Raw genomic sequence first — 24496 nt, 5'->3', positions numbered from 1 at the left:
TGAACCTTGTTCTATTACAAAACGAACCATGATCGTAGTGACTCAAAGAGCTCATGAAACCAGACGAATCCGATCGGACGTTGTCCACAATCGATTTTGCACCGTAGCTCTGTTCCTGGTCGAAGCAGTGACCGTGCATCATCGGGAACCGTGACACGAGCCCGAGTTACAAGTTGTGAATCCTCATCAAGATCGGCGCGACCGGACAGTTGAACCAACTGTCCTTCGAATGCATGCTGCGTTCCGTCTGTCGTCGTGAAGACAACTTGCAACACCTGATCATTCGTCGCATAGGATGCTTTGACATGTCCCGCTTGGCGTTCGGGAATCCTGGCTTCGATTTTCCAAGGACCATCCAGGTCGGCAACGGTAAGCAATCGTTGGCCGCGTGCGACGGGTCGGTCGACCAACAAGTTACTCGGGTCCCAAGTCAGTAAGTGTCCGGTGATTGGGCTGCGCAGGTGTAGTTGATCACGCTGTGTTCGGGTCAATTGAATTTCTGCGCTCAGGTTTTCCAAACGCTGTTGCAAAACGTTTTCTTCGGCGGCTAGCTCCGCGTTCGAGCGAGACCGATCGTCGTTTCGGTTTTGCTGAACCCGTGCCGATGCGATGGCGAGAAGCTTTTTCTCGGTCGCTTGATAGTCGCCACGCAATCGTTGTAAATCAAGATCCAGTGTTCGACTTTGTAAATGGACTAGCGGTTGGTCTTGTTGAACCCGCTGGTCGTGTTCGCAAAGTACTTCAATCACCTCGGCATCCATCGGCGCGAAAAGGTGCCGCTGAACACTCGGTTGTGCGATTCCCGGCGTATGAACGTAGAACGTCGTCGGAACCAAAATGAGTGCCAGTAGTCCCAATACGAGGAACGTGACGAGGGATAGCAATCGTGTTCGGCGTGTGCTGCTCCAACGTCGTACCCCTCGAAGCCCCCTCGAAAGTCTTAGCAGCGGCAGTGACTCGTATTCCAACGAATTCTCAAGAGCGGAAACGCTTAGGCTGGCGACTGTCAATATTCGTGACTCTAAGCCCGATTCGTCAACAACGCGTTGCCGGTCCCGTCGGAAATACTCGACAACGAACAGCCCCAGACATTCGGACATCAAATCCTGCTGCGATGCGGGCTGATCGTTATCAACTTGCGTTGACAAAGGGACGACATCGATCGCGATCGAATTCGCTTCGTTGATGAAGTCATCGAGTGGCTCTTGAAGCTGCTCGGGTAGGTTGTTTGTGTCGCCGCGATAGTGGAGCCAGTGCTTGGAACGCGCGACCGCTTCGGCAAGAGTTTGCATTTGCCTGACCAGCGGGCCGTTTCGATCAATCGTGTCGACGCCACTGACCGCAGTGACTTTGAATCGTTGGCGGTCGGCGACCAATAACGAAAGCCGATCGCAGCCAATAAGGCGTCGGCCCTCGTTGACAATTCGATACGCGGTCGGACCCAATTGCAAATCGCGGTGAATCAGCCGGGTGAAGCCATCTTGCTGCTGCTGTTGAAGATAAGCGTGGTCAAACTGTCGGGACTGTAGTTGCCTGGCGAACGATGCGGTCAACTGGCTGACCATCAGCATCAACCGCTCATGGCCAACTCGGGCATCCGGGCTAAGCTCGCCTCGCTGGACCAGTTCGATAATTGCAGTCGAATCGTGGTCAAGCTGGCAGGCCACGCCCATCCAAACGATCGATTCGCTGTTAGCTTTTTGCTTTGCAGGTTCGACCGTCTCGAACAGAACGCCATCAGAACGAAGCGTCGCTTGGAGGAAAGATGCGTGTTTTGGGTGCTGCTTTGCAAGCGAATCAGGCGCGTCTGGAGAGTTGCTGGCAATTAAGTGAACTTCGCCATTGCCATTTGCTAGCCAAATGTATCCGGCGTCGGCTTGGACCAGATGTGCAGTCCGATCAATGGTGTTGCTTGCAAACTCTGGCAAGCTTTGCGGAGTCTGGGAAAGCTCGGTAATCCCAGCGACAAATTCTTCGATCTCAGACCAACCATTTTCAGACTGGTCAGGCGAAACTTGAACGCGATTCGTCAATTCCTTCGACCTTGGGCGTTTGCTTGCGAATTAAGTGGATTGAACGGTGATTGTCGAAAATGAAGTCTTTGTCAGAAACGATTTCCATTCCGTATGACGGATTGCCGAATTACCGGATAGGTCCAGATCGTACCACTTCACCTGCCCCAACCGCTACGGATAGACAGCGACGATTCATGGCGCGACGAGTTCCCCACTACTGGTTGACCGCAAACTTCGCGCTGTTGACGTTGGCAGGCTGCGTTTCGACGGCCAATAAGCCGACGCCGTCCGATCTGGCATTGCTTCTTGGAGACAACGCAGCTTCCGTAGATGCCGCAGGATCACAGGGCAGTTCAGTATCAGCTGAGTCGGTGAAAGCTCACCCATCACAGGCTGGCGAGTCGCAGGTGCACCTCGCTGCGCATCAAACGGTTCCCCATCAAGCGACCGCATCCGACGAAGCTGGACATTCGATCGAAGAGATTCGCGATCATGGTCCGCTCCAGCCATTTTCGATCCGTGGCAGTCGTGACACGAATTGGAAATCGCCCGAGCCGTGGGACATGACGATCGATGAAGCGATTCAGTTGGCTTTAGCGAATAGCACCGTGATGCGAAGTCTCGGCGCCCGGATCATTCAATCGCCCAGCATCACTTCGACAATCTACGAGCCCGCGATTTCGTTGACCGATCCGACCGCGGGTGTGGAAGCAGCACTGAGCGAATATGACGCTCGGTTGAAAGGCGATTTGTTTTACGAAGACAATGATCGCGTTTTGAACAATGAATTTACCGGACAGGGCAATAATTTTTTTAAGCAATACCTGACCAGATTTGAGTCCAGTTTGAGCAAGCGGACTGCTTCGGGAACGACATACACGCTGCGTCACAACTTTGATGCTGATAACAACAACTCGGATCGCAATTTGATCGAGGGCAGGGCTTGGGCTTGGAATTTCGAAGGCGAAGTCCGGCAGGCTTTGTTGCAAGGCCGCTCGGTTTCCTTCAACCGGATTGCAGGCCCCAACGCGACACCCGGAATTTACAACGGCGTTGTGATCGCGAAAGTCAACGCCGATGCGACGGTCGCAGACCTGGAGATTGCACTTCGTGACTTTTTAAGCGACGTCGAAAACGCCTACTGGGATTTGCACTTCGCATACGAAGACCTGAATGTCAAACGCGAAGCTCGCGATCGGACTTTGCATACATACCAGCTGTTGAAAGCACGCCAGGGGTTGCCCGGCGCCGAAGAAGACAAGCTTGCCCAGGCTTTGGAGCAATATTATCGGTTTGAGGAAGAAGTGCAGAATTCGCTTGCCGGGCGTTTGGTGATCGGGACACGATCGTTCAACGGCAGCGGTGGCGGGACGTTCCAAGGAACCGGAGGCGTCTACTCCTGTGAACGTCGACTACGAATGGTGATGGGGCTGTCGATCAACGACGGTCGCCTGATTCGAACTTCGAGCGAACCGACACTCGCGCCAATCACCTATGATTGGAACAACGTCGCGAGCAACGCCATCACGCGTCGCACAGAACTAAAGCGACAGCGATTGAATGTCGATCGGCGTCGCTACGAGCTTTCAGCCAGCCGTAACTTTCTGATGCCTCGTTTGGATGCTGTCGGACGCTATCGCTACCGAGCGTTGGGAGACAGCTGGCTCGATGATGAAATTGTCGATAGCGGAAGCGACGTGATGACCAATACGCACGAGTTTTTGGTCGGGTTGAGTATGAACTATCCGATCGGTTTTCGCCAAGCATCGGCGGGAGTACGAAACGCGCAGCTAAAGCTGGCTCGGGAACAGTCGTTGCTAGACGAATTGGAACGTCAAGTCATCTATGGCATTAGCAGCGCGATCGCGGAAAGTGACCGGGCATACGCGGTGCTTCGGACCGCGATCAATCGTGAAAATGCGGCTCGCAAGCAGTATGAGATTCTGGTCAGTGAAGCCCAGGCTCCCGTGCGTCAATTCAACTACAACGCACTGCTTGATTCTGAGCAGCGATTCGCAGAGGCATCCAGCGCGGCAAATCGTGCGCGAGTCCAATACGTTTTGGCGACAAAGAATATCAACTTCGAAATGGGCGCCTTGCTGGAGTACTACAACATTCATCTTGCGGGCGCAAATCACTCGGCCAAAACCCAACCCTCAAGGCATCGGTTGCGTCAGCTATTTGGCAGCGTGTGGGACCGGACCGTTGAAAGCTTTCCCAAGCGGCGGTCGCCTGCACCGAGCCACGCTTCGACGCTGTCAGGGGCGTCTATCGGCGCGAGTGCTGTGTCGGACATGGCGACTTTTGAAGATCAGATTGATCAGATCATTAGCCAAGAGTTACAGGACGAATCGCTCGGTCACTCAACCGATGTGGAGCTGGTTCCTGTCGAGATGGTGGAAAGTGTACCTTCACCCTCGTCTGCTGCGTTAGATCAAACGCATGATCAGGACGATCAATAGGATCACGGCGAACAGCCATCCGACCAGGCAAACGGCTCGGAAATATCGATGCGTTGCGAGGGAATCCTCAGTCCATTGGACCTTCGATTGCTCGTCAACAAGCTTGTCTTTCAAGACGCCTTTGACGAAGGCTGGCCTGCCCGTTTCGGCACCGCTTGCCGCAAAGTAGCAGCCACTGAAAAAGAATGCTTCGTCGGTGTCAACGTTTTCGACTTGGTCGTTGGATTCACATCCGAACGCTTGCCCAAGAACGATTCTCAGTCGTGGTTTTAGCTCGTGCCGAATGCGACAGGTCAGCGAATAAAGCTTGCGGTTGCCGCGTTGTTGTTCCAACCCATCGTCGCGACTGAATAGCCGATGAACCCAGTCTTCGAAAGCATCGCATAACCGATCGCTGTGTGTGTTCAACTCATTGGGCGTTGGGCGACTGCGTAAGTCAAAACGGCCGCCAAGTCGACGCGATAGAAGGTCTGCACCGAGTCGGCGAACCAGTTCGATAAAACCGGCTTCACGTTCAAGCCCGACAAGCAACGCGGTCACCGGGAAGCGAACGCCAAGATGTTTCTGAATGGTTGTGACGTCATTTCGCGCCGATTGTGCAACGGCGGCCAGTTGCAGCGGTCCAACTTGCGAAAGCTCAAATGGCAATAGCGTCACCGCACCATTGATTCCGCAAACCGGGCGGCGAAATCGCTTCAGCAGTTTGCAGACATACGTCAGCCTGGCAAGTTGATCTGAAGTGTCCAGGTTTTCGGGCAAAGCGATTTTTTTACTCGCGCTGACTTGTGGCATCGCCATTTGAGACGCCTTGATCGTCGCGCTCGGTTTTTGGTCCAGCGACGGTGTGCTTACTGTCCCAATTGGTGGTGCCGCTGCTGCAGAGCTTTGCCTCATTGCGTCAGGCGGTGTTGCTGACGAAGCGGGTTCTTGCGGCGAACGTTCTTGAGCGATCTCTTTTGCCATCGCGGCGGCAGTGGATTGATCGATCATCAATGTGCCTTGATGCGCAGCTGCGATCGAGCGCGGGGCCCCGAAGGGAGCGTTGGCCATTGACGGCATCGGCTTTAATTGGCTTTGGCCCGTAGGCGCGTTCGCGGGTGCCAAAGGTTTGGACACTTGCGGTGGGTTGAAGGCCGAAGGTGCGGCCGGTTCGGGTGTTTGTGGTGATAACGAATGTTGTCCGATCGTGCCCATGAACGTGCCGGTCGGTTGTGGCGGACGACTGGCGGGCTGCTGAGGGGGTGGCGGTGGTGTTGGAGGGGCAGCGGGTGTGTTCGCAGTCGCTGGCGTCGGCGATGGGGCTGTCGCTGGCTTGCGTTCGACACGTTCGATTCTTGTCGGACCGACGGACGAAGTTTCAGTCGGAGCCGATTGACGAGTCAGCTGCCGGATGGGAGCGTGACGCAGCGGAGTCGAACGAAGTCGGCTCATCAATTTGCTAAGTGAGCTTGCACCTGGACAGAACAGGTAAAGAGCGTCCGGAGTCAGGTACCATTTCAGCGCATGCGAAACACCATCGGACGCGGGGACTCCATGGATCAAAAGTGGCGAATCGAGTGCTTCCATCAAGCCGCGTTCGTCGTGCTCGTCAGACGATCCCAGGACCATGAAGATTGGGAAATCGGTTGGCGATACACCTTTCGCTTCCAGTGCCGCGACGCCGGCTTCCCATGCACGATCGATGTCTGGAAATTCACCTTCGATCACTCGGTTCCATCGCTTGATCCCAAAGTACAGCACGATGGGAATCACGATCGCTAGTGCCACTTCGCCAAACGCATGGGCGACACTGATGCTGTGTGCGACGCGGACGCTATCGACACCAAAAAGACGCAGGCACCAAACGACGATCAAGACGATCCAGAGAACCAGCGACGTAAAAAAAGCCGCGCGACCGGCGACCGTTTGTGGCGTCAGTCGACGATACCATCGCTTGCGTTTCGGCTTTTCTTCAGGAGTCGCTGCGTTGGACATCTCGGTTCGCAAGCTTGTGAATTGTCGGTGCGTTTGGGATTAAATGTTGCGAAAGCGTTGATCGCCCTGCTTCCGATTCGTTCCGGATCTTTGCGGTCGGGCCAAAGTTGACCTGAAACCTTCTCGCTACGTGATCAAAAATGTGAGGGCCACCAAGCCGACCAACAACGTTACGATCAGCCATGGCCAAACCATATGGGCACGCGACCAAAGTGGCATCGCCGTCGCGATTTCGCGGTCGCTTTCCTGTCCCGCGGTCGCCTCGTTCCAGCGTTGTCTCGCTTGACCGACTACACCTGCATACTCGGAAGCCCAGGCAGGCAGTTCGGACGGCAAGCCGTATTTGTCGATCAGCATGCGATTCAAATGTGAATCGCGGTAAAGACCACGAAAGCCAAGCATGACGCAGACATAAATCAATTGCAGTGCGTCGTCGAATCCGGAATTCAAAGCTTGGTTTGCGTTGACGTAGTACAAGTCATTGCAACGTCGCGATTTGAATAGCGTCCATTCCAGAACGTTGTCACGCCACCAAAGTTGTCCTGGCCAGATGTGTGCATCGACAAGCATCTCATCAATCCAACTGGCCAAGGCGTATTTAGCCAACTCCCAGTCGTCCGAAAAGCCTTCCAGTCGCCGGTCTGCCTGCTGAAACAGACCTTCGAAGGTTCGCTTTTCTTCAGCCGGTGAAATTTCCGAACCGCCATCGATTCGCTGCATCAGCGAAAACGCATGGATCAAAATCGGATCGACGGCATCGGCAAATCGCGGAGTCATGGCCTAGCTTCGGATGGCAAAGAGGGCGAATCGCAAGCGAGCACGGTTGCCATCGGGCAATACCACGTCGAGGTGCCTTGCACCGGTCAGTTCTTCGAAGTTCCGGACCCGCATCGCGATCGATTGGGTCCGTCGAATCTCGGCCCATGCCGGTGATTCATATTCGTCCTGCGACACCTTGTAGTATGTCCAGTATTGTCGCGATGGTAGATCTGGAATGGTGGAATTGACGATCTCTCGCTTGAGTCCGTTCTGCCGGATGTGAAAATAGTTTTCGACTTGGTCTGCGCTGGCGAAAACCCAGTACCATTCCGACGATCGTTCCAGCAATTCGAGCATCGTTGACTCGCTGGCACCACCCCGTTCGACGCCAAGGTACCATTCCCAACCGGGGTCAAACCACTCCGGTCCGAGCTTGGCAATCATGGTCGAACCGTGGCCATCGAAGTTCGCTCGCAGATATTCATCAAACTGCGTGGCGTATAAAATGCCGAGGATCTTCTCGCGAATGTCAGCGAAAATAAAGCCGATGTTGTCGTGGTCATAAGGCTCGATATCAACGGCGCGTCTTTGCGCTCCAAAGATCGAAAGACGTCCCAAGATCCTCGCCAATTCGCTATACGCCGTAAACGGGTGGACCCCCAGTGCCGGCGCCATCACATCCAGTGCACTGTAGGCTTCGTTCAACCGGTCCAGCATCGAGACGCGTCCCGAATCCGCCGGTTCAAGGCTATGACGTCCAACGCTTAGCTGGCGGACAGGTTCGCTGAGCACATCCATGTTTCCGCTGAGCACATCACGGATACCTTGGATGTAGTGACGACGAAGGTGAGGCCAGGACTGAGTCGATAGGATCGGCGGTATGTACTGATCATCGATAATCGGCTGCACATCTCGGTCGCTGGCGCTGCGGACCCGAGCGACCGGAATGGCCTCGTAGCCAGCGACATCGTCGCCGACGATCAAACGAAGGTTTAACTTGCGAAACTCGATCGCTTGACCGCTGGACTGGCCATTTTCATCAGCAATGTGAGATTCGATTCTCGAATAGCGTGTCATCGAAGAAGCGTCTGGCTGGCTGACGTTGCTGCCGCCTAGATTTAACTTCGGAACACCGATGTGAATCATCAGTGTGTTGTCGCCATCGGAGTCGGCTTGATTGTCAAACGCCTGCTTCAAATCGATCTCAAGCTCTTGACCGTGCTCAAGTCGGATAAGCGTCCCGTCACGCAATCTTGCATCAAGTTCTTCGACGCGAAACCGGCCGCTTGCCAAGGCATCTTTACTGTAACTGAATGAGCGAAGCCCATAATTGTAAGGATGGTCCCAGCTCTCCGATGTATGGCTGTGTTCCAACCAGTATCGGTCCGCGGCTTGGAAATGCTGCGGTCGGACGAACAGTCCTTGATACCAATGGACGGGAGGGTTTTTCATGGGCCCGTAAGCCTCAGTCGAGCTGGTGGTGCCGGTTGTGGGAGAGGTCGCTTGTGTTGAATTGTAAGCTTTGCCTGCCGGTCGCGACCACCTTGCAGCTTGGGAAAGGCTGGTGGGTTGCGCGGTTTCGGTAATTCAACGGAATCCGTATCGGCACACGACAATCGCAACGTCCGACTTCTGACATGATTCCAATCAAAATCGAATGCAGACTGATTGATAACCGATCGAAGTTCCCCAGTTTTCATGACCGGTACTGGCGGAATGACCGATACAACAATCAACGCACCGGTGCCGCAACAGGATGATTGCGCGCGGCCTTGTTTCATGGCCCTGTTCCACAGCGAACAACTCGACAGACTCGTTGGCTTAAGAGATTCAGTGACCCAACGCGGCAAAACCTCCCCACTGCAAACATTGCTGCTCGCCCTCGGAAGCTTGCCGCTATCGGGGTTCGTTGCAACAGCACAATCGCCGTTGATGTCGGATGCTAGCACCAGCGAGTTCGTCTTGCCCGCGCCGGCAACCGCGTCCACGCCGTCCATCGATGTGCAGCAATCGATGACAATGCCCGCAGAAACGTCGTCCATTCCGACTTGGGCTCAGTCGCCCAGTCCCTCGATCGTTGGCGGATCCAATCGGCCCAAGCTGGTGTTTCAGCCGGCGGTCCCGACCCATGGGGCCAACGGCTTGCCGATGCTGCATCCAGAAGTTCATATTGCCGATGCGCTCGAGCCGATTGCGGTTCCGTCGATCACGGGCGAATTGGAAGCGCAGCAATATAAAGATGGTGTCGCCGGACTGAACTTGGCAGAAGAAAGAGTTCAGTTGCCGTCACAGGCTCAAGCGGACTCTCGCTGGGTGCCCGGTACCGTCAAAAGTCGGCTCGCCGATCGCTTCCAGACACGGCGTACGCCGATTCGGAATGTCCTGGACAAGTTTCACACGATGATGGCCGTTGCCCGATGCCGAGATCTGGGCGTTGGTGTCGAGCGACTGCCCTTTGCACTTTCCGAAATCGATGCAGCGCGTCCCTCGAACAACATTCGCGTCCGTTTGGAAGCGGGCTACAACTGGGAATACCCCGACCGTGCTGAATTCTTTTGGTCGCGGATGGGAGGAGCGAAAGGCCCATCGCTTACCGTACCGGTCGAGGATTCGGTCGACTACCAGGATTTACGCGTCGCTATCGAAGTTGGCGGTGCGAAGTTTTCTGCCACGACGGAACTTCCGCTTCGCTTTATCGATCCAACCGTGCTGGGTAACACCGGTAGCCTCGGTGATATGGTTTTGACAACCAAAACCGTCATGATGGATGGTGACTCGCTTTTGCTGACGCAAGTCTTGCGAACCCAAATGGCGACCGGGACTGCAAAGGCCGGTCGTGGAAATGGGCATGTCTCGATGGAACCGGGCTTCGTCGCAGGTTACCGGTACAGTGACCGCACAATGCTGCACAGCGAATTGAAGCTGTGGTTCCCTATCGGTGGTGAGCCTGATTTTTCAGGCCCCGTTCTGCGATATGGGTTCGGTGTCGCAAACGTACTATACGACAGTGACACGTTTGCAATCATTCCGACTTTTGAAATGGTCGCTTGGTCGGTCTTGAACGCTCAGAAAACCGGTTCGCTTGGACAAGCGATCACTGTTGATGGCGAAGACATCATCAACGTGTTCCCCGGCATTCGCGTTGTGAAGGACTCCGGAGGCGAATTCGGGCTGTTCGAATTAGGTGTCAGTGGCGGCACAACGGTCACGACCAGCCACTGGTACGAAAGCATGATCCGAATGGATTTCCGCTGGACCTTCTAAGTTCTGTTGATAGCGCAAGTCGCACCGCATCGTTGCTAGACGCTCGACTATCGGATCTTCTGTTTTCGGATCTTCGGTACTCGCAAGCCGGCCACACAGCGTGGAGTGTCGTCCAACGCATAGGTTGTTTGGGACGCTTCTATCGCATGTGCCAAGTCGTTTGAAGCTTGTAGGTCAGCAAGACGTTCGGAATGCCAAAGGGGCATTATCGAAGTGAGTGACCTTGGCCCGTTGTTTGACGCCGGAATGCGGTGCCAACCGGAATCAATCCGTTTTCAGGCGGAATCACGATTTGCAGCCCGGGCGATGGATGAGTCTGCGACGGCAGTCGCTTTGCATTCTCAATTTCAAAGACACGATCGGTTATCTGATAGTTGATACCGTTTAGGTTGCTTGGCTTCGTCGCGTAGTAAAACGTGTGTACCGCAACGCCAGCAACCGTATCGTATTGACGGACGATCCGATCCGGGACGATCCCTTTCGATTGGGGAGCGATCTTGATCGTATCAACGTCTTCGCTAGCTTCTTTGAAACGGAGAATGAAGCGATGGGCGACCGAATCTTCCGTTTCGTTTGGCGTAAACGCCTCCATCTCCAGGGGAATCGGCTTTGCCATCTCGGCAATCAGTTTGCTGTTCGCCTGAAAAGCGATGGTTTGGCTGATACCGCCTCGTGGATTTTCGCGAACAATTTTTGTCTCGGGAGCCGCCAACGTTAACGCGTCCGATGGGGCAGGTAAGATTTCAACCGTAGCACTATCCTGATCGCCGATCCAAACGTTGACGCTGGCGTGTGTTGCCGCTGCAGGCCAGTTTTCAGCGATAAGGCTGATTACCGGAACAGGCGTTTTGTTTTCGAACGATCGGTCGTTAAACACGTATCGTTGCCCGCTTTCCACAAAGCTGTTGTCGCTCGTCGACTTCGCCAGCGGCTGGACTTCGATCCAGTAACTTTGTGGTTTGTCCGTTGGTTTGAACCGGTTCGTCGCTGTGCTTGAAAGTTCTTGGACGGACGCTTGGATTGTGACAGTCGATTGTTGGCGTTTGGCTTGATGCAAACGAAGCAGCATCGAGCTATCGGAGTTATCCGACGTGACCAGCCTTTGTGATGCGACGACGTCCTGGTCGAAGGGGAACGCAAATATTTCAGTTCCCTGAGTGTCCACGAATAGCTGAATTGATTCACCGCCTTCCAGCTGCATTTGTTCGCTCACTGGCGGGTGAGTGAAGTCGCCTTCGAGATGCAGCCCAAAGCGCTGGGTCTTTCCAGAAGGAAGCTGTAGACGGACGGATTTTCCGACGCTGGTTCGTGTCACCGGAGCAAGTTGTGAAGATTCGTTGACGACCTCGTAGCTGCGGACTCGCAGCAGCGATGCCAGCGTTTGTTTCAAGTCGGTAGACGACTGGAGAGCATGGAACTGACCACCAGTGTCTCGGCAGAGTTGTTCGAATTCCGCAATTGCTCCCGCATCATCGGTTCGGTCCATTCCCAGTCCTAGGATATGGATCGGGATTTGGGATCGTTGCCATTGCTGGCGAATGTCTTGATCGGTCGTCGGCCTGAATTGCCCATCACTCGGTGGTGCGAACTGATAGTTTTCGCCGTCGGTGATGACAACGATATGCCGATTGTCGGCGGTTCGGTTCGAAGGAAATTCGCCTAGTGAATCGGCGACGGCAAGGTAAAGTGGCGACTGGCCCCATGGCTGAACTGCTGCAATTTCGGCAGCCGTTTTCTGCGCCGCGATGACGTTTAGGTGAGACAGCTCGTAAAGCGTCTCGACATCGCGAGCCGGGACGACTTGTGCTGGCGACAAATCGATAAGGTCCGGCCGAGTCATGATTCGAAGTGGCTCTGTCGTGCTCCAACCCGCCCGATGACCAAACGCCCGAACACTTGCACGGGAGTCACCACGCTGTGCGAGTTCCATTAGCATCGCTTGCAGCGCATCCTTTGCGATATCAATTCGTCGCTTTGATTCACCTTGTAGCGGTTCGTCCATGCTCGCTGAGCCATCCAAGATGAAACCGACAGACAGTCCGGCTGAATTGGCATTCAGGGTGATGTCGCTGATTGTGCTCGGCTGTGGCTGCGTGGTGATCGTGACACCGCCAAGTCGTTTGACGTCAAGATCCTGCCTGAACTCGTGTCCTCGGAACACTGCGGCAACCTGAAAGCCTGTGGACTTAATCACATCGTCGCTGGCGATTGAAAGCGAGAAGGACTCGTTAGCACTTCCGACCGCACGTGAGTCCGACGGTTCGATTTCGATCGGGTCGAATGCGGTGGCTCCCTGAAAGCACTTGATGACCGCGGTTCCATCGGGAAACGAAGGATCCTCGGTTTTGGCTAAGTTTGTCGCGACCGAAAGATCAGCACGAATCTTGGCACTGTCTTCAATTTGGATGGCAGCGTTAGAGCTCGTTGTCAGCCATTCGTTTGCGTTCGCGAGTCTCGCAGTCAGGGACTGACGGAGTCTAGTGATCGCAGGAAATGTGGCGGAAGCGTTTTTTTCCGAAGTCGGGATGGGGCTGGCGCTGATCGGAGTCCATGCTTGCTCGATGATTTCCACTGCGTCACAGTAGTTGCTGACCGCTGTGTCGCAGAACATTTCCCCTGAGCCTGCGTTTCCCCAAAGGTCTCGCAGGCTGCGTTCGGCCTGTTGAACCAGCAATTGCTGAACATCATTTTGAAGCAAGCGTTGCAACGGATCGGTTGCAAATTTAGGCGTCGCGATGGCAGATGATGCACGCATTTTCGACGACAAGATGACAAAAGCATCTCGGCGTTCCTCAAGCGTCTTGAGTCCTGTTGCGTTGGCGCTCGCTTTGTCAATGGACTCAACGTAGCTAGTAATCAACTCGGGGCCGATCAAGGGCGTTGATTCATCGTTATCGAGCAGGACATCCAGTGGGTGGGATTCCCATTGAGATATCTGTTCGGCGTAATTGTCGCTTTGCGGTTGCCCTGAATCGGAGTTGATTGCCTGCGATTGGTTTGCCAACATTGCCGCCGCGAGACCAGCGGCCAGTTGCCGTGAAGTCTGTTTTAGTTCTGACCGTTGAATTGCATCGATCGTCGGCATCAGCAATAGAGCTTCGATGCGGTCTACAACAGAAGCATCTGATAATTCGCTTTGCTGGATTGCGGCACGGATTTCTTGATGGGTCTGTTCGAGTTGAGCCGCAAAATCGCGACTGAGCGAATCAGACGCTGTCGAAACTGGGCCTTCCAGCTGCCGGCCGAGCTCGATCGAAAGTAATCGATTGGATTTGATCAGTGAAACGAGATCATTCAGAGCTTGCTGATCGGTTTCGGCAAACCTGGCATGCCGAAGTGGGCTCGTCCGCCACATCGCCAAATAGGGCAGCGCTGCAGCCCTGCTGTCGCAGTCTTTCTGGACGTTGCCTCGTTGGTCGATTTCGGCATGCTGCTGCCGAAGCATCGAATCCAATCGGTCCAGTCGCGTTTCCAGTGCTTCTGGCATAATCGAGAACGTGTCGTCTTCGATTTCGCGGCGCAGTTGGTCAATCGCGCCGAGCTGAGCCGTGTTTCTTACTGCAAACCAATGGGGGCGCGGAAGGTTGTTGCTGCCCGTTGCCAGCCAAACTTGGTCGATCGCGTTCCGTGTTTGAATCAGGCGACCGATTGATGCGGCATGGTCCCAAAGTTCCGGCGTCTGATACCGCGCAAGCATCCGAAATAGTTGCTCTTCGGTGTAGATATCACTTGCCGAATCCCGAAAGGTTTCAGCTGCCGTCTTTAGGTGGCCAACGTCAGGCTGCGCAGAAAATGACCTGAGTTGGCCCGCCAGTTCATCAGCAACGGTATTGGATTCGCTACCAAGAAAGTTCGCGACGGCGAACGAATGGACGCTTGCCGAATCGGGAAGCTTCGCCGGCTTTCCGCTCAATCGTGATGCCGCAAAAAAGAGGTCGCGATGACTGTTTTGATTCGCGATCCGCTTATCAATTGCAGCAAAATCATTCTTCAATTGCTCGGCCACACTATTGGCTAGCTTTTGGTAGCCAGCACCGGCAACAGAAAGTTGCTCCAGCCATAGAAGACGGTGCTCGAGATCGCGAAATGCGATCGGCTCGAATTGAAAAACAGCCATCTCACGAAGAGCGTCGAGCGACTTCCACAGCGTCTTCATTTCCGTGTCCGATATGGTCGGCGCTGCCGGTTGTTGGACGTCAGCGGCTGTAAGCTGCTGCCCACCTGTATTCCGCATCGATCGGACTAGTTGAAAGTCGACCGTGTCATCGTGACGCAACAGAGAGGGGCTTTGAGAACTGGCGCGATTGAACGAAACCCATTCATTGACGTTTTTCTTCACGTATTGATCCAGCTCGGTCAGGCTGACCCAGCCGTCACCAGAGCGATCCGATGCACCTGCAATCGCTTGATGAAAGAAGTGTCCAAAGACAGAGCCGCGTAGGCTAGCCGAATGACGTGAGTGTTCGTTGTCTTGTGAGCTGAAAAGGAACGCAACGTTGCTTCCGATTTGTTGCTTGTCAAACGCTTGGCGGATTAAAGAACCAGCCCTTTCGACAAAACGGTTCGCCTTCAGTCCCGCATGCCAATTGACCTGCATGTGGTTGCAATCAAGCACCAGCAGTGTTTCACGCTGTAGGCTGCTGGAATCGAAAACCCTTAGGATTTCGCGAAAGTCGATCCAAGTGGTCGGATCAACCGGCGAAGCATTGGGTGGTATCAAGTAAGCTTGGTCGCCTGATGAGATACCGTGAAGGTTGACCCAGACGATCAGTGGCTGGTCGATCCACTGGCCGTTGGCGTGCTCGACGGCTGCACTTAACCGCTCTAGAAAATCATTCGCGCCATGAACGTCGACGTCATTTCCATTCATGGAAATCGTTTGCCGATCGAGTGATTCTAAACGCTGCAGATCCTCGGCTTCCCATTCAACTGGCGGCAGAGGCCATTGGTACGGAGCCGCCGCGAAAACCAAAATGGGCGTACGCTTTGGTACGAGGGTCAGTAGCCAAACGAGCCCCGTGAAACCACAGATTGACGTCGTGATCAACAGCGGCCAAAAACACCGAGCCGCCCAGCGTCGTAAGGCCGAAAGGCGGTGGCTGCGTCCGGTAGTTTCGCCTTGCCATTTAGATCTGGCTGACGTTTCGGCATAAGGTTTGGACATGAAACCGGTTCCGTGAAAACGTCAGCTAGTGAAGAGGCTTTGACTTGGCCGGGGACGGACCGGTTGTGCTTCGTTGTGCGGCATCGAAGGTCGCGGGAAGGATGAAGCCGACCGTTTTCGTTTCGTTTGAACTGCCAAGCGGCGTGTTGGCAACGACAACTCCAGAACCGATTGAACGCCGTGGGGCGTCGTTTCGAAGTTTCGTGTCGTTTGGGCTAGGTTCCGGCAAGGCCGTTTCCTGTGACCCGGATTCGAGTGACCGGATTTGTTGGGCAAATCCCTGTGCAACGGAAGTGAGGTCCACATCAGCCGGCTCGTTGGTTTTCAACGCGATCGATGCACCGGAAAGCTCTGCATGTTCGCTTATGATCACTTCATCACCAGGGCCTTCCAAGGGAGCAGCTCCGTCGATTGTCGTCGGTCCTCCACCACATTTGCAAATCACCAATCGTGCGTTGCGACGAACTCTTGCCGAGGACTCGACAAAACACCCGTAGTCGTCTCTGCCGTAGGCCATTTTGTAAAGTTTCTGAATTAGCTTCTCGGTGCAGCAGCTGTTTTCTTTACAGCTTTGGCAGCATCCACCCACCGAGCTTTGCAAACCTCGGACGACTTCGTATCGAATCGTCTCATTGCAATCGTCCAAAGCGGCGAGCAGCGCGTCTTCGGTATCGGGAAAGCATTCACCACATCCACGGCTAGCCAGATAGCGGATCGCTTTCGCCTTTTGAGGTGCCTGGTCTTCTTCCGCTTTGGCTTTGGCGGCCGCCTGAACTGCTGGACTTGCGCCCGGTTCCAGATTGGCCGGATCGGTGATCGATTTTACCGGCGGCTTGGGTTCCAGCCCAGGAAAGCGTGCACCTAATCGATTGCGGACGCACAGTGTCGCCTTTTGAGCACCACCAAACACGAGATCTAGCCCCAAAAACTGAGGCAGCGTTGTTGCGGGCGGTGCCGGTGCGGCGACCGCAACAATGGTCGCACCACCGGCCTGCGCAGCTGCGGGCGGTGCCGGAGCGGCTGCCGGTGGAACCGTCGCACATCCGACGATCGCCAGCAATCCGGCGATACAGAAGATGTTCGTTAGACAGTCGCGGCGCAAAGTCATACGTTTCCGTGAATGTGGCGTCGAGGTTTGCCGCTTGCCAGCCCCATCGATGGCAGTAAGCATGCACATCATGCCGTATCGGTCGAATCGATCACCGCGTTTAAAAGAACCCTCGAAACATTGCCGGACATGCCGATTGTGTGGCCGCCCGCTTTGCAAGCAAAACCGCTTGAGCCTCGTTCCATTTGAAATTACGGGTTCGGGGCATGAGCCGACGGGCGTTAGCCCCGGTTATTGCACTCAAACCGTGGCCAACAACATACGGCTGATCCTAAAATTGAGCGGGTTCGGGGCATCTGCCGACGGGCGTTAGCCTCGGTTATTGCGCTGAAACCGTAGCCAACAACTTACGGCTAATCCAAAAATCGAGTTGGAACAAAGCACTAGGGCAGTTCGATATCGTGCCGATTCGTCGGGTCTGTGCCAGGAACAGTTAAAGTTTGTTCAACAAGATGGACGCGGTTTCGTACGACGCCTCGCGCCATCAGAGAATACGATCCCGGTTTCAGCTTTGCGATTTTGTAAAGTCCAGCCGAATCTGCTTTGGCAACGATTGGGGCCGACGTCGTCGGTGCTTTGGCGGGGGCAAGATCGATCAGCGTGATTTCCGCACCGGGCACAGCTTTACCACGCAGCTGAATCGTACCGAGCAATTCGACAAACGGAAGTTCGCTTGGGTTTGCACCTTCCACTGCCGCTTGGACATTTAAATCGACAGGATAAGGTTCACTCGTGTTCCCAACTGCGTCGGTTGACCGGACGAGCAGGGTGTGTGGACCGAGGTCCGCGGGCAACTTCGCAGACAAAACCCACTGCCGAGACGACTGGCGAACGGCGATCATTGGTTTTGCGTCTTCAGGAAATTCACCCGAGCCATCTTTGTCAAAAACGGCTTCAATTTGCTGAACCCCAGCGGCTTCGTCAAATCCGAAGACCAGTAGATCCGTTTCCTGCCCCGCGATGGACGGACGCGAAGGAGATACTTTGTCGACCGGACCGATCACCGGTGCTGCCGTATCGATGTATAGATCGATGGGCGCTGCTTTATAATTGACCTCATTGATTTCCATTTCTGCCGCGACCTGGATATCAATATTCTCGAGGCGAACCGATGGCAGCAGAACACGATGGTCGGTCGCTGTCGCGTCGATCGTCACCTTGCCATCGGCTGTCGCTTTGATAATCCCGATATGGACTTCGCGATCGCTGTCTAGAATCACGCTCGATTCCGGGTCAGGAGCCCCATCGCCGTTCAGATCGAAACCCAATTCGATCGTATCGTTCTGCGATTCAAAGCTTCCGACCGGCGCGTTTACTTTTAGTGAAACGGGAATTTCGTCTGATGCAGGCAAGATTCCGCGAAGCGAATCGCTGGTCATTGCTAGTTCGACCAGGTCCGTTTGTTCGCCAATGATGTTTCCGGGTTGGCAGACGACATCAAACACGAACGCACGTGGGTAGTCGTCGACATCGATGTACATCCGAAGCGGTTTTGCGGAAGGGGCCGCAAGGTCGATGAAAAGTTTTTCGCGAGGTCGGCTGGCGGATAGCAGACCACTGAGCTTTCCGCGTGTCTGTTCGCTTCCGCCTTCTAGGTAACAACTCACGTTGACCGGCCCTCCCGGTGGAAGGTAACGCGGATCGCGGGTTTGCAGCTCGATGACGATTTGATTACGGCTCCCATCGAATGAGACTTTCGCATCCAAAAAGCGACGAGGACGTTGGATCGCGAAATCCACCAATCGAAACGTTGATTGGCCCGTGCTTAAATCTTTGATCACCGCGATCATTCCGTGAGGAATTTGCTGCGACGGGACCGGAGAAGCCTTCTCGTCAGCTGGTTTTTCGGCTTCAGGTGCAGCGCCTTCGGCCGGGCCTGCAAAGCAAGGTGCTCCATCCGTTGACATCGCGTACTTTGCAGCGAACAACGGTGCTCCGACATAGTCCGAAGCATGATCCAGCCAGTCTGAATCGGCGATCGGCTTGCCGATCGCAAAGCAATTTAGCTCAACAGACTTTTGGGCATTCGTCTGCCCAATCAAGCCGAACTGTAGATCCTGGACTCGGTTTGGGAATGGTCGAATTTCCAAACCGGACTCGCTGGAGCTTGCATCCTGATCGCCATGGCGAATCAACAGTTCTGCGACTGGCATTCGGACATCAATGATGTGCCTCGCCAGAAGTGTGGTTGAATCGATCGCCAGTTCGGTTGGATTCGTCGCAAAGAAGTCGAATGTCAATTCGGTTGACTCGCTGGCGAGGCCATTTCGATGGACGTTGAAAACCAGATCGCGTTTTTCATGGGCTTTCAGTTGAAATGGCTTCGATTGTCGCGTGCCGAATTCTGTTGAGGCTGTCGACCACTGAAATTCGGGTTCCGTAGAATCGTGGCCAGCTGATTCGGGTGACGAAAGATCGACAAGCATGCGGTCGACATCGACTGATAGAATCAGCGACATCGGTCGATCACTCGGATTGGCAATCTGCAGCGTGATTTTGGATTGGTTCTGATACTGCAAGTCAACTTGTTGAACCGACTTGACCAAAGGCAAACTGATAGGGCGATCGTTTTGATCTAGAGCCGCAACGACGGTATCAGAACGGGCCGCGTCATTCAAATCTTGGAATGTCTCTCGTTGCCACCGGCGTCGAGCAAGCCAAGATTGTGTCGACTGGATTCTCTTGGGAAGCGAAAGCGTTGTCGTGTCAATCGATGCAAAACGCCAAGCGTCTCGACCGTCAAGCATTCGCAGCGAACGCAGTTGCTGAGGCACCTGGTCTGTCGATGTTGAGTTCAAAAGGTCACGCACCAAGGACTCGTAAAACGACACTCCGGCCTGTTCGAATGTGGTCACCAACGCGGAAAAGTCTTCTTGGTTGGTCGCTTCGCTGTTCGTGATCTGCGCGAGCGACTGCTGAATTGCATCAAGCGACTTTTGGATCATTCCTGATGGGTTGCCCGACGTCAGATTTACAAGTTCCGAATACTCGGTGAACAGGTTTGCCATTGCACGTGCTTGTTCTACACCGCAAACACACGAGACTTCGTCTTGTTGATCGCCCGATGCGGGAACTGTCAGGTCAGCAAGTCCATAGGTGCGGAGCTTTTGCGACGATTCGGAGTGAACGACCGAATGAAGCTGCATCCGAAGGCTCGCGTTCAAGAGCGGACTGGACAACAGAATTCGTGCAAGGTGTGCTGTGTTTAGATCCGCAGCCCCATCAATCAGTTGGCGTGCGGAAGCGTCACCGAGCAACTTTCCCGCTTGGTTCAACGCGAGATCCAGGGCTGTCAATCGACTGCGACTCGTTTCGAGGTCGCTTGTGTCGGAATGCACAAGTGTGTCAGCCGCTTCTTTCGTTGTTTTGATAAGTATTTCAACGAGTTCGATAGCGTTATTGCGGTAATCTTCGTCTTCGATTTTGGTCAGCATCGACAGGTAAATCGGAATTTGGCTGATCGCCTTTTCGAACCTGTACTCAAGCTGTGCCAAGTTGTCGGTGTGTTTTTGGGCGGCTTCATACTTCGCCCTCGCTTTATCGAACAAGCTTGCGGCTCGCGTTTGCCAGTCCGCCCCGACGTGATTTGCTAGAAGTTCTGCCGCAAACAGATGATCCGCATCAGCCAGCTCAACGCGTTCGCGACACCAGCCATTGTGGATCAAGTCGAGGGCGGCTACCCGAGATCCCAGAAGTGCTGATCGCGCGGCCGATTGAAGCGTTTCCCAAGCAAGTTCCTTCTGCTGTCCGAGAGATTTAATCCAACGAAGCTGACGATACTGCTCGCATTCAGGGATCCATTTGGTGTTGATCCAGACCTCGAATGCTTGGCGATCGCTTCGTCGAAGTGCAACATCCAGTCCGCTGAGGTCGATCTTTATTGGGTTATCCAGCAGTTCACCGATCAATAGGCCAAGTCCTAAATCGTCGGTGTCAATCTCCGCAAGTAATCCATCTGCCCGTTGTGTTCCAGATTGTGGAAAGACCGCATCTGCAATTTTGATTGCTTGGGGATTCTGCCTGTTTTTCGATACATCCGTGGTCACCGAGTCAACCAATCGGGAGATCCGTTCACGTCCAATCTCTTGCTGGGATTGGGATCCGAAAAGAACATACCGCTCCATCAACAGAACTTCACGTTGAAGTTCTCGCAATAGATGAGGCCGGGTCGCCAAGGCAACGCTGCCGTTCGGTTCTATAGCGTTTTGTCCGCTCGGGTCTGTGAGTCGGTCAAGTAGTTGCCAAGCCGAGTACAACAAAGCAGCATCACTGTTGGCCGACGCAAGTTTCGCCGGCTTGTCAGTCGAGCTTTGGTCCGAAGACGCAGGTGTGCCGTCTTGTGATTCCGTCTTGGGGGGTGCGGCCTGTGCGTTGTTGGTCGACGTCGAGGCAAGCCGGTTGATGACGCCTGGGGAACTCGCATTATTCGCGAATGTCTCACTGGCCAGAACGCTCGAACCCGAATCCTTGTGTTTTTGATTCAGCAGCTCTGCGGTCGACCAAGACTGGGGTTCCTTCGACGGATCGATTGAAAGCACGACCGGATTCGGCTGCTGTCTTTGATCACCACCCCATAAAAGCATTGGCGACTGAAAGCAATCGTCAGACGATCCGCTATTGGTCCACTTCGCGACGTTTGCGCTCGTGAAGCGCTCAAGTTCATGAAGCGTCAGTTGGCGATCTTGATCCAGGTCGGCGGCTCCACCTGCTGCCGCGGTGAAGAACATCCCAAACACACTTTGATTGGCAGCGTCTTCGACGAACGAATGTTGGTTTCGCCCATGAGAGCAGTAAACCCAAAGCGATGGGTCGTTCGTTTTTTCGACAACATCAGATAGCTGACTGGCAAAGCGGTTGGACACCACGCCCAATCGTGGGTCGAACTCGATCCCCGCGTCATAAACGACGAGGATCTTCGTTCCTGCGCTCGAACGTCGGATTTGGTCGAGCAGTTCTTCGACTGCGATTCGACCAGAACTCTGGCGTCGTAAACTGAAATCATTGCATAGTAGCACCGGACCACTGGCACTGCTGATGCCATGTGCGGCAATACAGACGACCAACGTGTCGTCGCTGCGCAACTGCTGGCCGGCAAAGCGATCGCCAAGCTGATTGGCGGACGAAGTTGATTTCCATAAGGAACTCCAATCAGACACATTCCATCCATCAACTGACTGTAGTGAACGTAAATCTTGTTCCGCAAATGGAACGACGGGCACATCAATGGATGCCGCGTGATCGGCACGAATCAAAACCAACTGTGTCTGGCGCGCGAAGAATGGTGGGAACAGGAGCCAGACAAGTAAACCAACCAATAGGATCGCGATCGATGCAATCGCCACCCGATTGAGATCGCGCGACAATTTGGCGGGACCACGCTTTTGGGCATGCCGTTGCCATGTGGACTGCGAAGTAGCTGGTGCGTGCATCTGCAGAAAAAGCTTACTCGCACTCCAACAGGGTTGGCTGCCCAATCCGTTTAAGGCAATCGCAATACGCCTGTTATCGAAGCTCGAGTGATCGAGGGCGATAAAGATACAGTTTCGTCTTCGACAACCACCGATCAGCACCTCGCTTTAAATTGAGATCGCGACTCAACAAGATAATCGAACCACGCGAACATTGACGCCTTTTCCGGTCTTGCGGGCTGGCTCCTTCTGCTTGCCAATCGCCTTGACTAAAGATAGCGATCGCAGTGACGTAGTGATTTCACTATCGCCTTTCTCTCTGTGGAAGAAACGTTGATTCCCAATGAAATCGAGCAAGGAGGACGATTGCGAATAGACCGAATCGGAGTGTCAAAAGATCATTGGTCAGCACAGGCGAGAGAACCTACCCCATGGTGGCAGACAGAATTGACTTGGGATTTAATAAATCCGCGTCTTCAGCAGAAGTGTTCCCTGGAACAAGCTGCGAAACGCTCGTTCCAGGGACGGTTCACTTTTGGGTATCGACTACTGGGCGTTATTGAGCGATCGCATCATCGATCACTTCGCCAGCACCCTTGGTTCCCAGGGCACCCCATAGGCCATAGGGACTTCGGTCTCCGGGACGGTTTCCATCGAAGATACCGGTGGCGTGTTGGTCACCCGATTCGACGGAGTCCGTCATGAAGACGACAGCACCGTCACCCATCAAGATGTGTGCACCGCCTTGGTGGTGGCTACTTGCCGAGAAGTTGCCTTCGTTGTCAGCCCACTTTCCGATACACAACTCACTGTTGGGAGGACGAACGGTGAAGACGGCCGAGATCGACAAACGGAACGCCGACGCCCAGCTCATCCCGCGACCGTTGGTTTCTCCGTTGACGATAGAAACAGGCGGAGTGCAGTTACCGCTGGACGACAAACACCAAAACCGTGGTCGTTCAGGATCGATCTCGTTGGAATCGACACAGTGCAATGGGTTCACGAAGTGGTCGTTATTGTCGCCACCGGAGTCCCATGAAATCGATCCGTTGATCGCGTTGTCCTGTAGGTTCGACACGATCTCACCCATCGCGATGGTGTTTGAAAGTCCATCTTTGACATCGCGGAACTTGAATTCCGAATACGGAGCAAAGAACCCGCGATGAAGAATCTTCGCGTTGGCAACCGTACCGCCACTCAAGCTTGGAACCATTTCGGCTCGATCGAAGTGACTGGCCAAGTTCGTACGAGGTGCGTCCCCAAGGGATGGACCGTAATTCACGCGTCCTCGACCGGGCAAACCTTGGCCAGGATCGCTAGGGCATCGGAAGGTTGGGATTTCGGTTTGCCAAGGGATATATCCGGGATTGGTTGAATATGCCTTGGGGCTGGGACCCATCGCTGGCCATGCTCCTCCGGTAATCGCTGGCGGCGGAGCGCCTGTCACAGTCTTGATACTGGGATTGGAAATATGATCCCAAAGCCCCTGTTGCTCCATATAAGGAAGCAGGGCGACGTGAACGCTAAGTGCCTTACGGTTTGCCGTGTCACTAGCACGCCACCACGCCGGTGGTGTTTCCAAGCCTTTACCGGTACCGCCGCCATGAGGCGGAAGCTGCTTGAATGCAGAATGGTAGTTGTGAATCGCCAAGCCTAATTGCTTGAAATTGTTGCTACAGCTCATTCGTCGCGCCGCTTCACGTGCCGCTTGAACGGCAGGCAAAAGCAGTCCCACCAAGATACCGATGATGGCGATGACGACTAGCAATTCCACGAGTGTGAATGCTGAACGCCCGTCCCTGACACCATTGCTTCGCATTGAGTTGCTCCACGGATGAATAAAAAGAAAAGTTGCCTTTGAAATACAGGCAGCCCTTACATAAACCAGTGGGGTGTTCAAAGGGTCCGTTAGATCTTATGTAAAAATGCTTAAAACATTAAAAATATCATAACAGTGTACAGAAGAGTATTCGTTTGGCGTGGTGAGTCCAGAGGATTGAAAAGAAGGCATTTGCTTATAGCTTGCTTATAAGACCATGCGAACCAAAGTGCGCATCAACGCACATGCTCAGTGGACGATGGAAGCGTTGCGTTGCAGCCCTTAAGAAGACGATGGCGCTGACCCGACTTAGAAGCCATCGGTCAACCAATTTACAGTGTCCATTGGATGGACGCGTCGGTCGGATGTAGCCTCATGACGCCACTTGTGGAAGCGACCCTATATTGGCAACGCACCATTTTCGAAGATAACGCGAAGCCCGCTCGCGTTGGACAAAGACTGTAAAACGATATAGGTGATCACAATCGCCTTGACTAAACGCATCCTGATCGAGACGGTGCAA

10 protein-coding genes are annotated in these 24496 nt (G+C 54.1%); 2 read left to right on the top strand and 8 right to left on the bottom strand.

Annotated features, from left to right (window positions below; genetic code table 11):
* Positions 1-14 precede the first annotated feature (14 nt).
* Positions 15-2033, bottom strand: coding sequence for an efflux RND transporter periplasmic adaptor subunit (locus LOC67_RS23060; protein WP_230265196.1), 2019 nt, complete (start codon positions 2031-2033; stop codon positions 15-17).
* A gap of 59 nt (positions 2034-2092) precedes the next feature.
* Here LOC67_RS23060 and LOC67_RS23055 point away from each other — a divergent pair, with 59 nt between their 5' ends.
* Positions 2093-4477, top strand: a complete 2385-nt coding sequence (locus LOC67_RS23055; RefSeq protein WP_230265195.1) for a TolC family protein — start codon at positions 2093-2095, stop codon at positions 4475-4477.
* On the opposite strand, the gene LOC67_RS23050 is transcribed toward LOC67_RS23055, so the two are convergent.
* The 3 genes from LOC67_RS23050 to tssK form a co-directional block, all read right to left on the bottom strand.
* Positions 4445-6451 carry a type VI secretion protein IcmF/TssM N-terminal domain-containing protein gene (locus LOC67_RS23050; RefSeq protein ID WP_230265194.1) on the bottom strand — a complete coding sequence of 669 codons (2007 nt, stop codon included), beginning with the start codon at positions 6449-6451 and terminating at the stop codon, positions 4445-4447. The two genes, LOC67_RS23055 and LOC67_RS23050, sit on opposite strands and share 33 nt — an antisense overlap.
* 126 nt (positions 6452-6577) lie before the next feature.
* Positions 6578-7228, bottom strand: a complete 651-nt coding sequence (locus tag LOC67_RS23045) for a DotU family type IV/VI secretion system protein (RefSeq protein ID WP_230265193.1) — start codon at positions 7226-7228, stop codon at positions 6578-6580.
* Positions 7229-7231: 3 nt separating this feature from the next.
* On the bottom strand, positions 7232-8662 hold the full coding sequence (gene tssK, locus LOC67_RS23040; protein ID WP_230265192.1) for a type VI secretion system baseplate subunit TssK: 1431 nt from the start codon (positions 8660-8662) through the stop codon (positions 7232-7234).
* Between the two features lie 480 nt (positions 8663-9142).
* Here tssK and LOC67_RS23035 point away from each other — a divergent pair, with 480 nt between their 5' ends.
* A complete protein-coding gene (locus LOC67_RS23035) occupies positions 9143-10474 on the top strand; it encodes a hypothetical protein (protein WP_230265191.1) in 1332 nt (443 codons plus the stop codon).
* A 205-nt stretch (positions 10475-10679) separates the two neighbouring features.
* Here LOC67_RS23035 and LOC67_RS23030 read toward each other — a convergent pair whose 3' ends face one another.
* From LOC67_RS23030 to LOC67_RS23015, 4 genes are all read right to left on the bottom strand, one after another.
* Complete coding sequence (locus LOC67_RS23030; protein ID WP_230265190.1) at positions 10680-15638, bottom strand: hypothetical protein; 4959 nt, start codon at positions 15636-15638, stop codon at positions 10680-10682.
* A 25-nt stretch (positions 15639-15663) separates the two neighbouring features.
* Positions 15664-16809 (bottom strand): hypothetical protein, encoded by a 1146-nt coding sequence (locus LOC67_RS23025; RefSeq protein ID WP_230265189.1) that lies wholly within the window; start codon positions 16807-16809, stop codon positions 15664-15666.
* Between the two features lie 320 nt (positions 16810-17129).
* Complete coding sequence (locus LOC67_RS23020) at positions 17130-22088, bottom strand: carboxypeptidase-like regulatory domain-containing protein (RefSeq protein ID WP_230265188.1); 4959 nt, start codon at positions 22086-22088, stop codon at positions 17130-17132.
* Positions 22089-22710: 622 nt separating this feature from the next.
* Positions 22711-23973 carry a DUF1559 domain-containing protein gene (locus LOC67_RS23015; protein ID WP_230265187.1) on the bottom strand — a complete coding sequence of 421 codons (1263 nt, stop codon included), beginning with the start codon at positions 23971-23973 and terminating at the stop codon, positions 22711-22713.
* Positions 23974-24496 lie beyond the last annotated feature (523 nt).

Source organism: Stieleria sp. JC731, from assembly GCF_020966635.1.
In the GTDB taxonomy this organism is placed as follows: Bacteria; Planctomycetota; Planctomycetia; order Pirellulales; family Pirellulaceae; genus Stieleria.
The sequence above is the reverse complement of the archived record's forward strand: the minus strand, read 5'-3'. Positions and strand labels throughout refer to the sequence as shown.

Excerpts from the sequence above, each read along its gene's own strand:
- LOC67_RS23050 (WP_230265194.1), bottom strand. The coding sequence starts at position 6,451 with ATGTCCAACGCAGCGACTCCTGAAGAAAAGCCGAAACGCAAGCGATGG.
- LOC67_RS23055 (WP_230265195.1), top strand. The coding sequence starts at position 2,093 with ATGAAGTCTTTGTCAGAAACGATTTCCATTCCGTATGACGGATTGCCG.
- tssK (WP_230265192.1), bottom strand. The coding sequence starts at position 8,662 with ATGAAAAACCCTCCCGTCCATTGGTATCAAGGACTGTTCGTCCGACCG.
- LOC67_RS23030 (WP_230265190.1), bottom strand. The coding sequence starts at position 15,638 with ATGTCCAAACCTTATGCCGAAACGTCAGCCAGATCTAAATGGCAAGGC.
- LOC67_RS23045 (WP_230265193.1), bottom strand. The coding sequence starts at position 7,228 with ATGACTCCGCGATTTGCCGATGCCGTCGATCCGATTTTGATCCATGCG.
- LOC67_RS23035 (WP_230265191.1), top strand. The coding sequence starts at position 9,143 with ATGTCGGATGCTAGCACCAGCGAGTTCGTCTTGCCCGCGCCGGCAACC.
- LOC67_RS23025 (WP_230265189.1), bottom strand. The coding sequence starts at position 16,809 with ATGCTTACTGCCATCGATGGGGCTGGCAAGCGGCAAACCTCGACGCCA.
- LOC67_RS23015 (WP_230265187.1), bottom strand. The coding sequence starts at position 23,973 with ATGCGAAGCAATGGTGTCAGGGACGGGCGTTCAGCATTCACACTCGTG.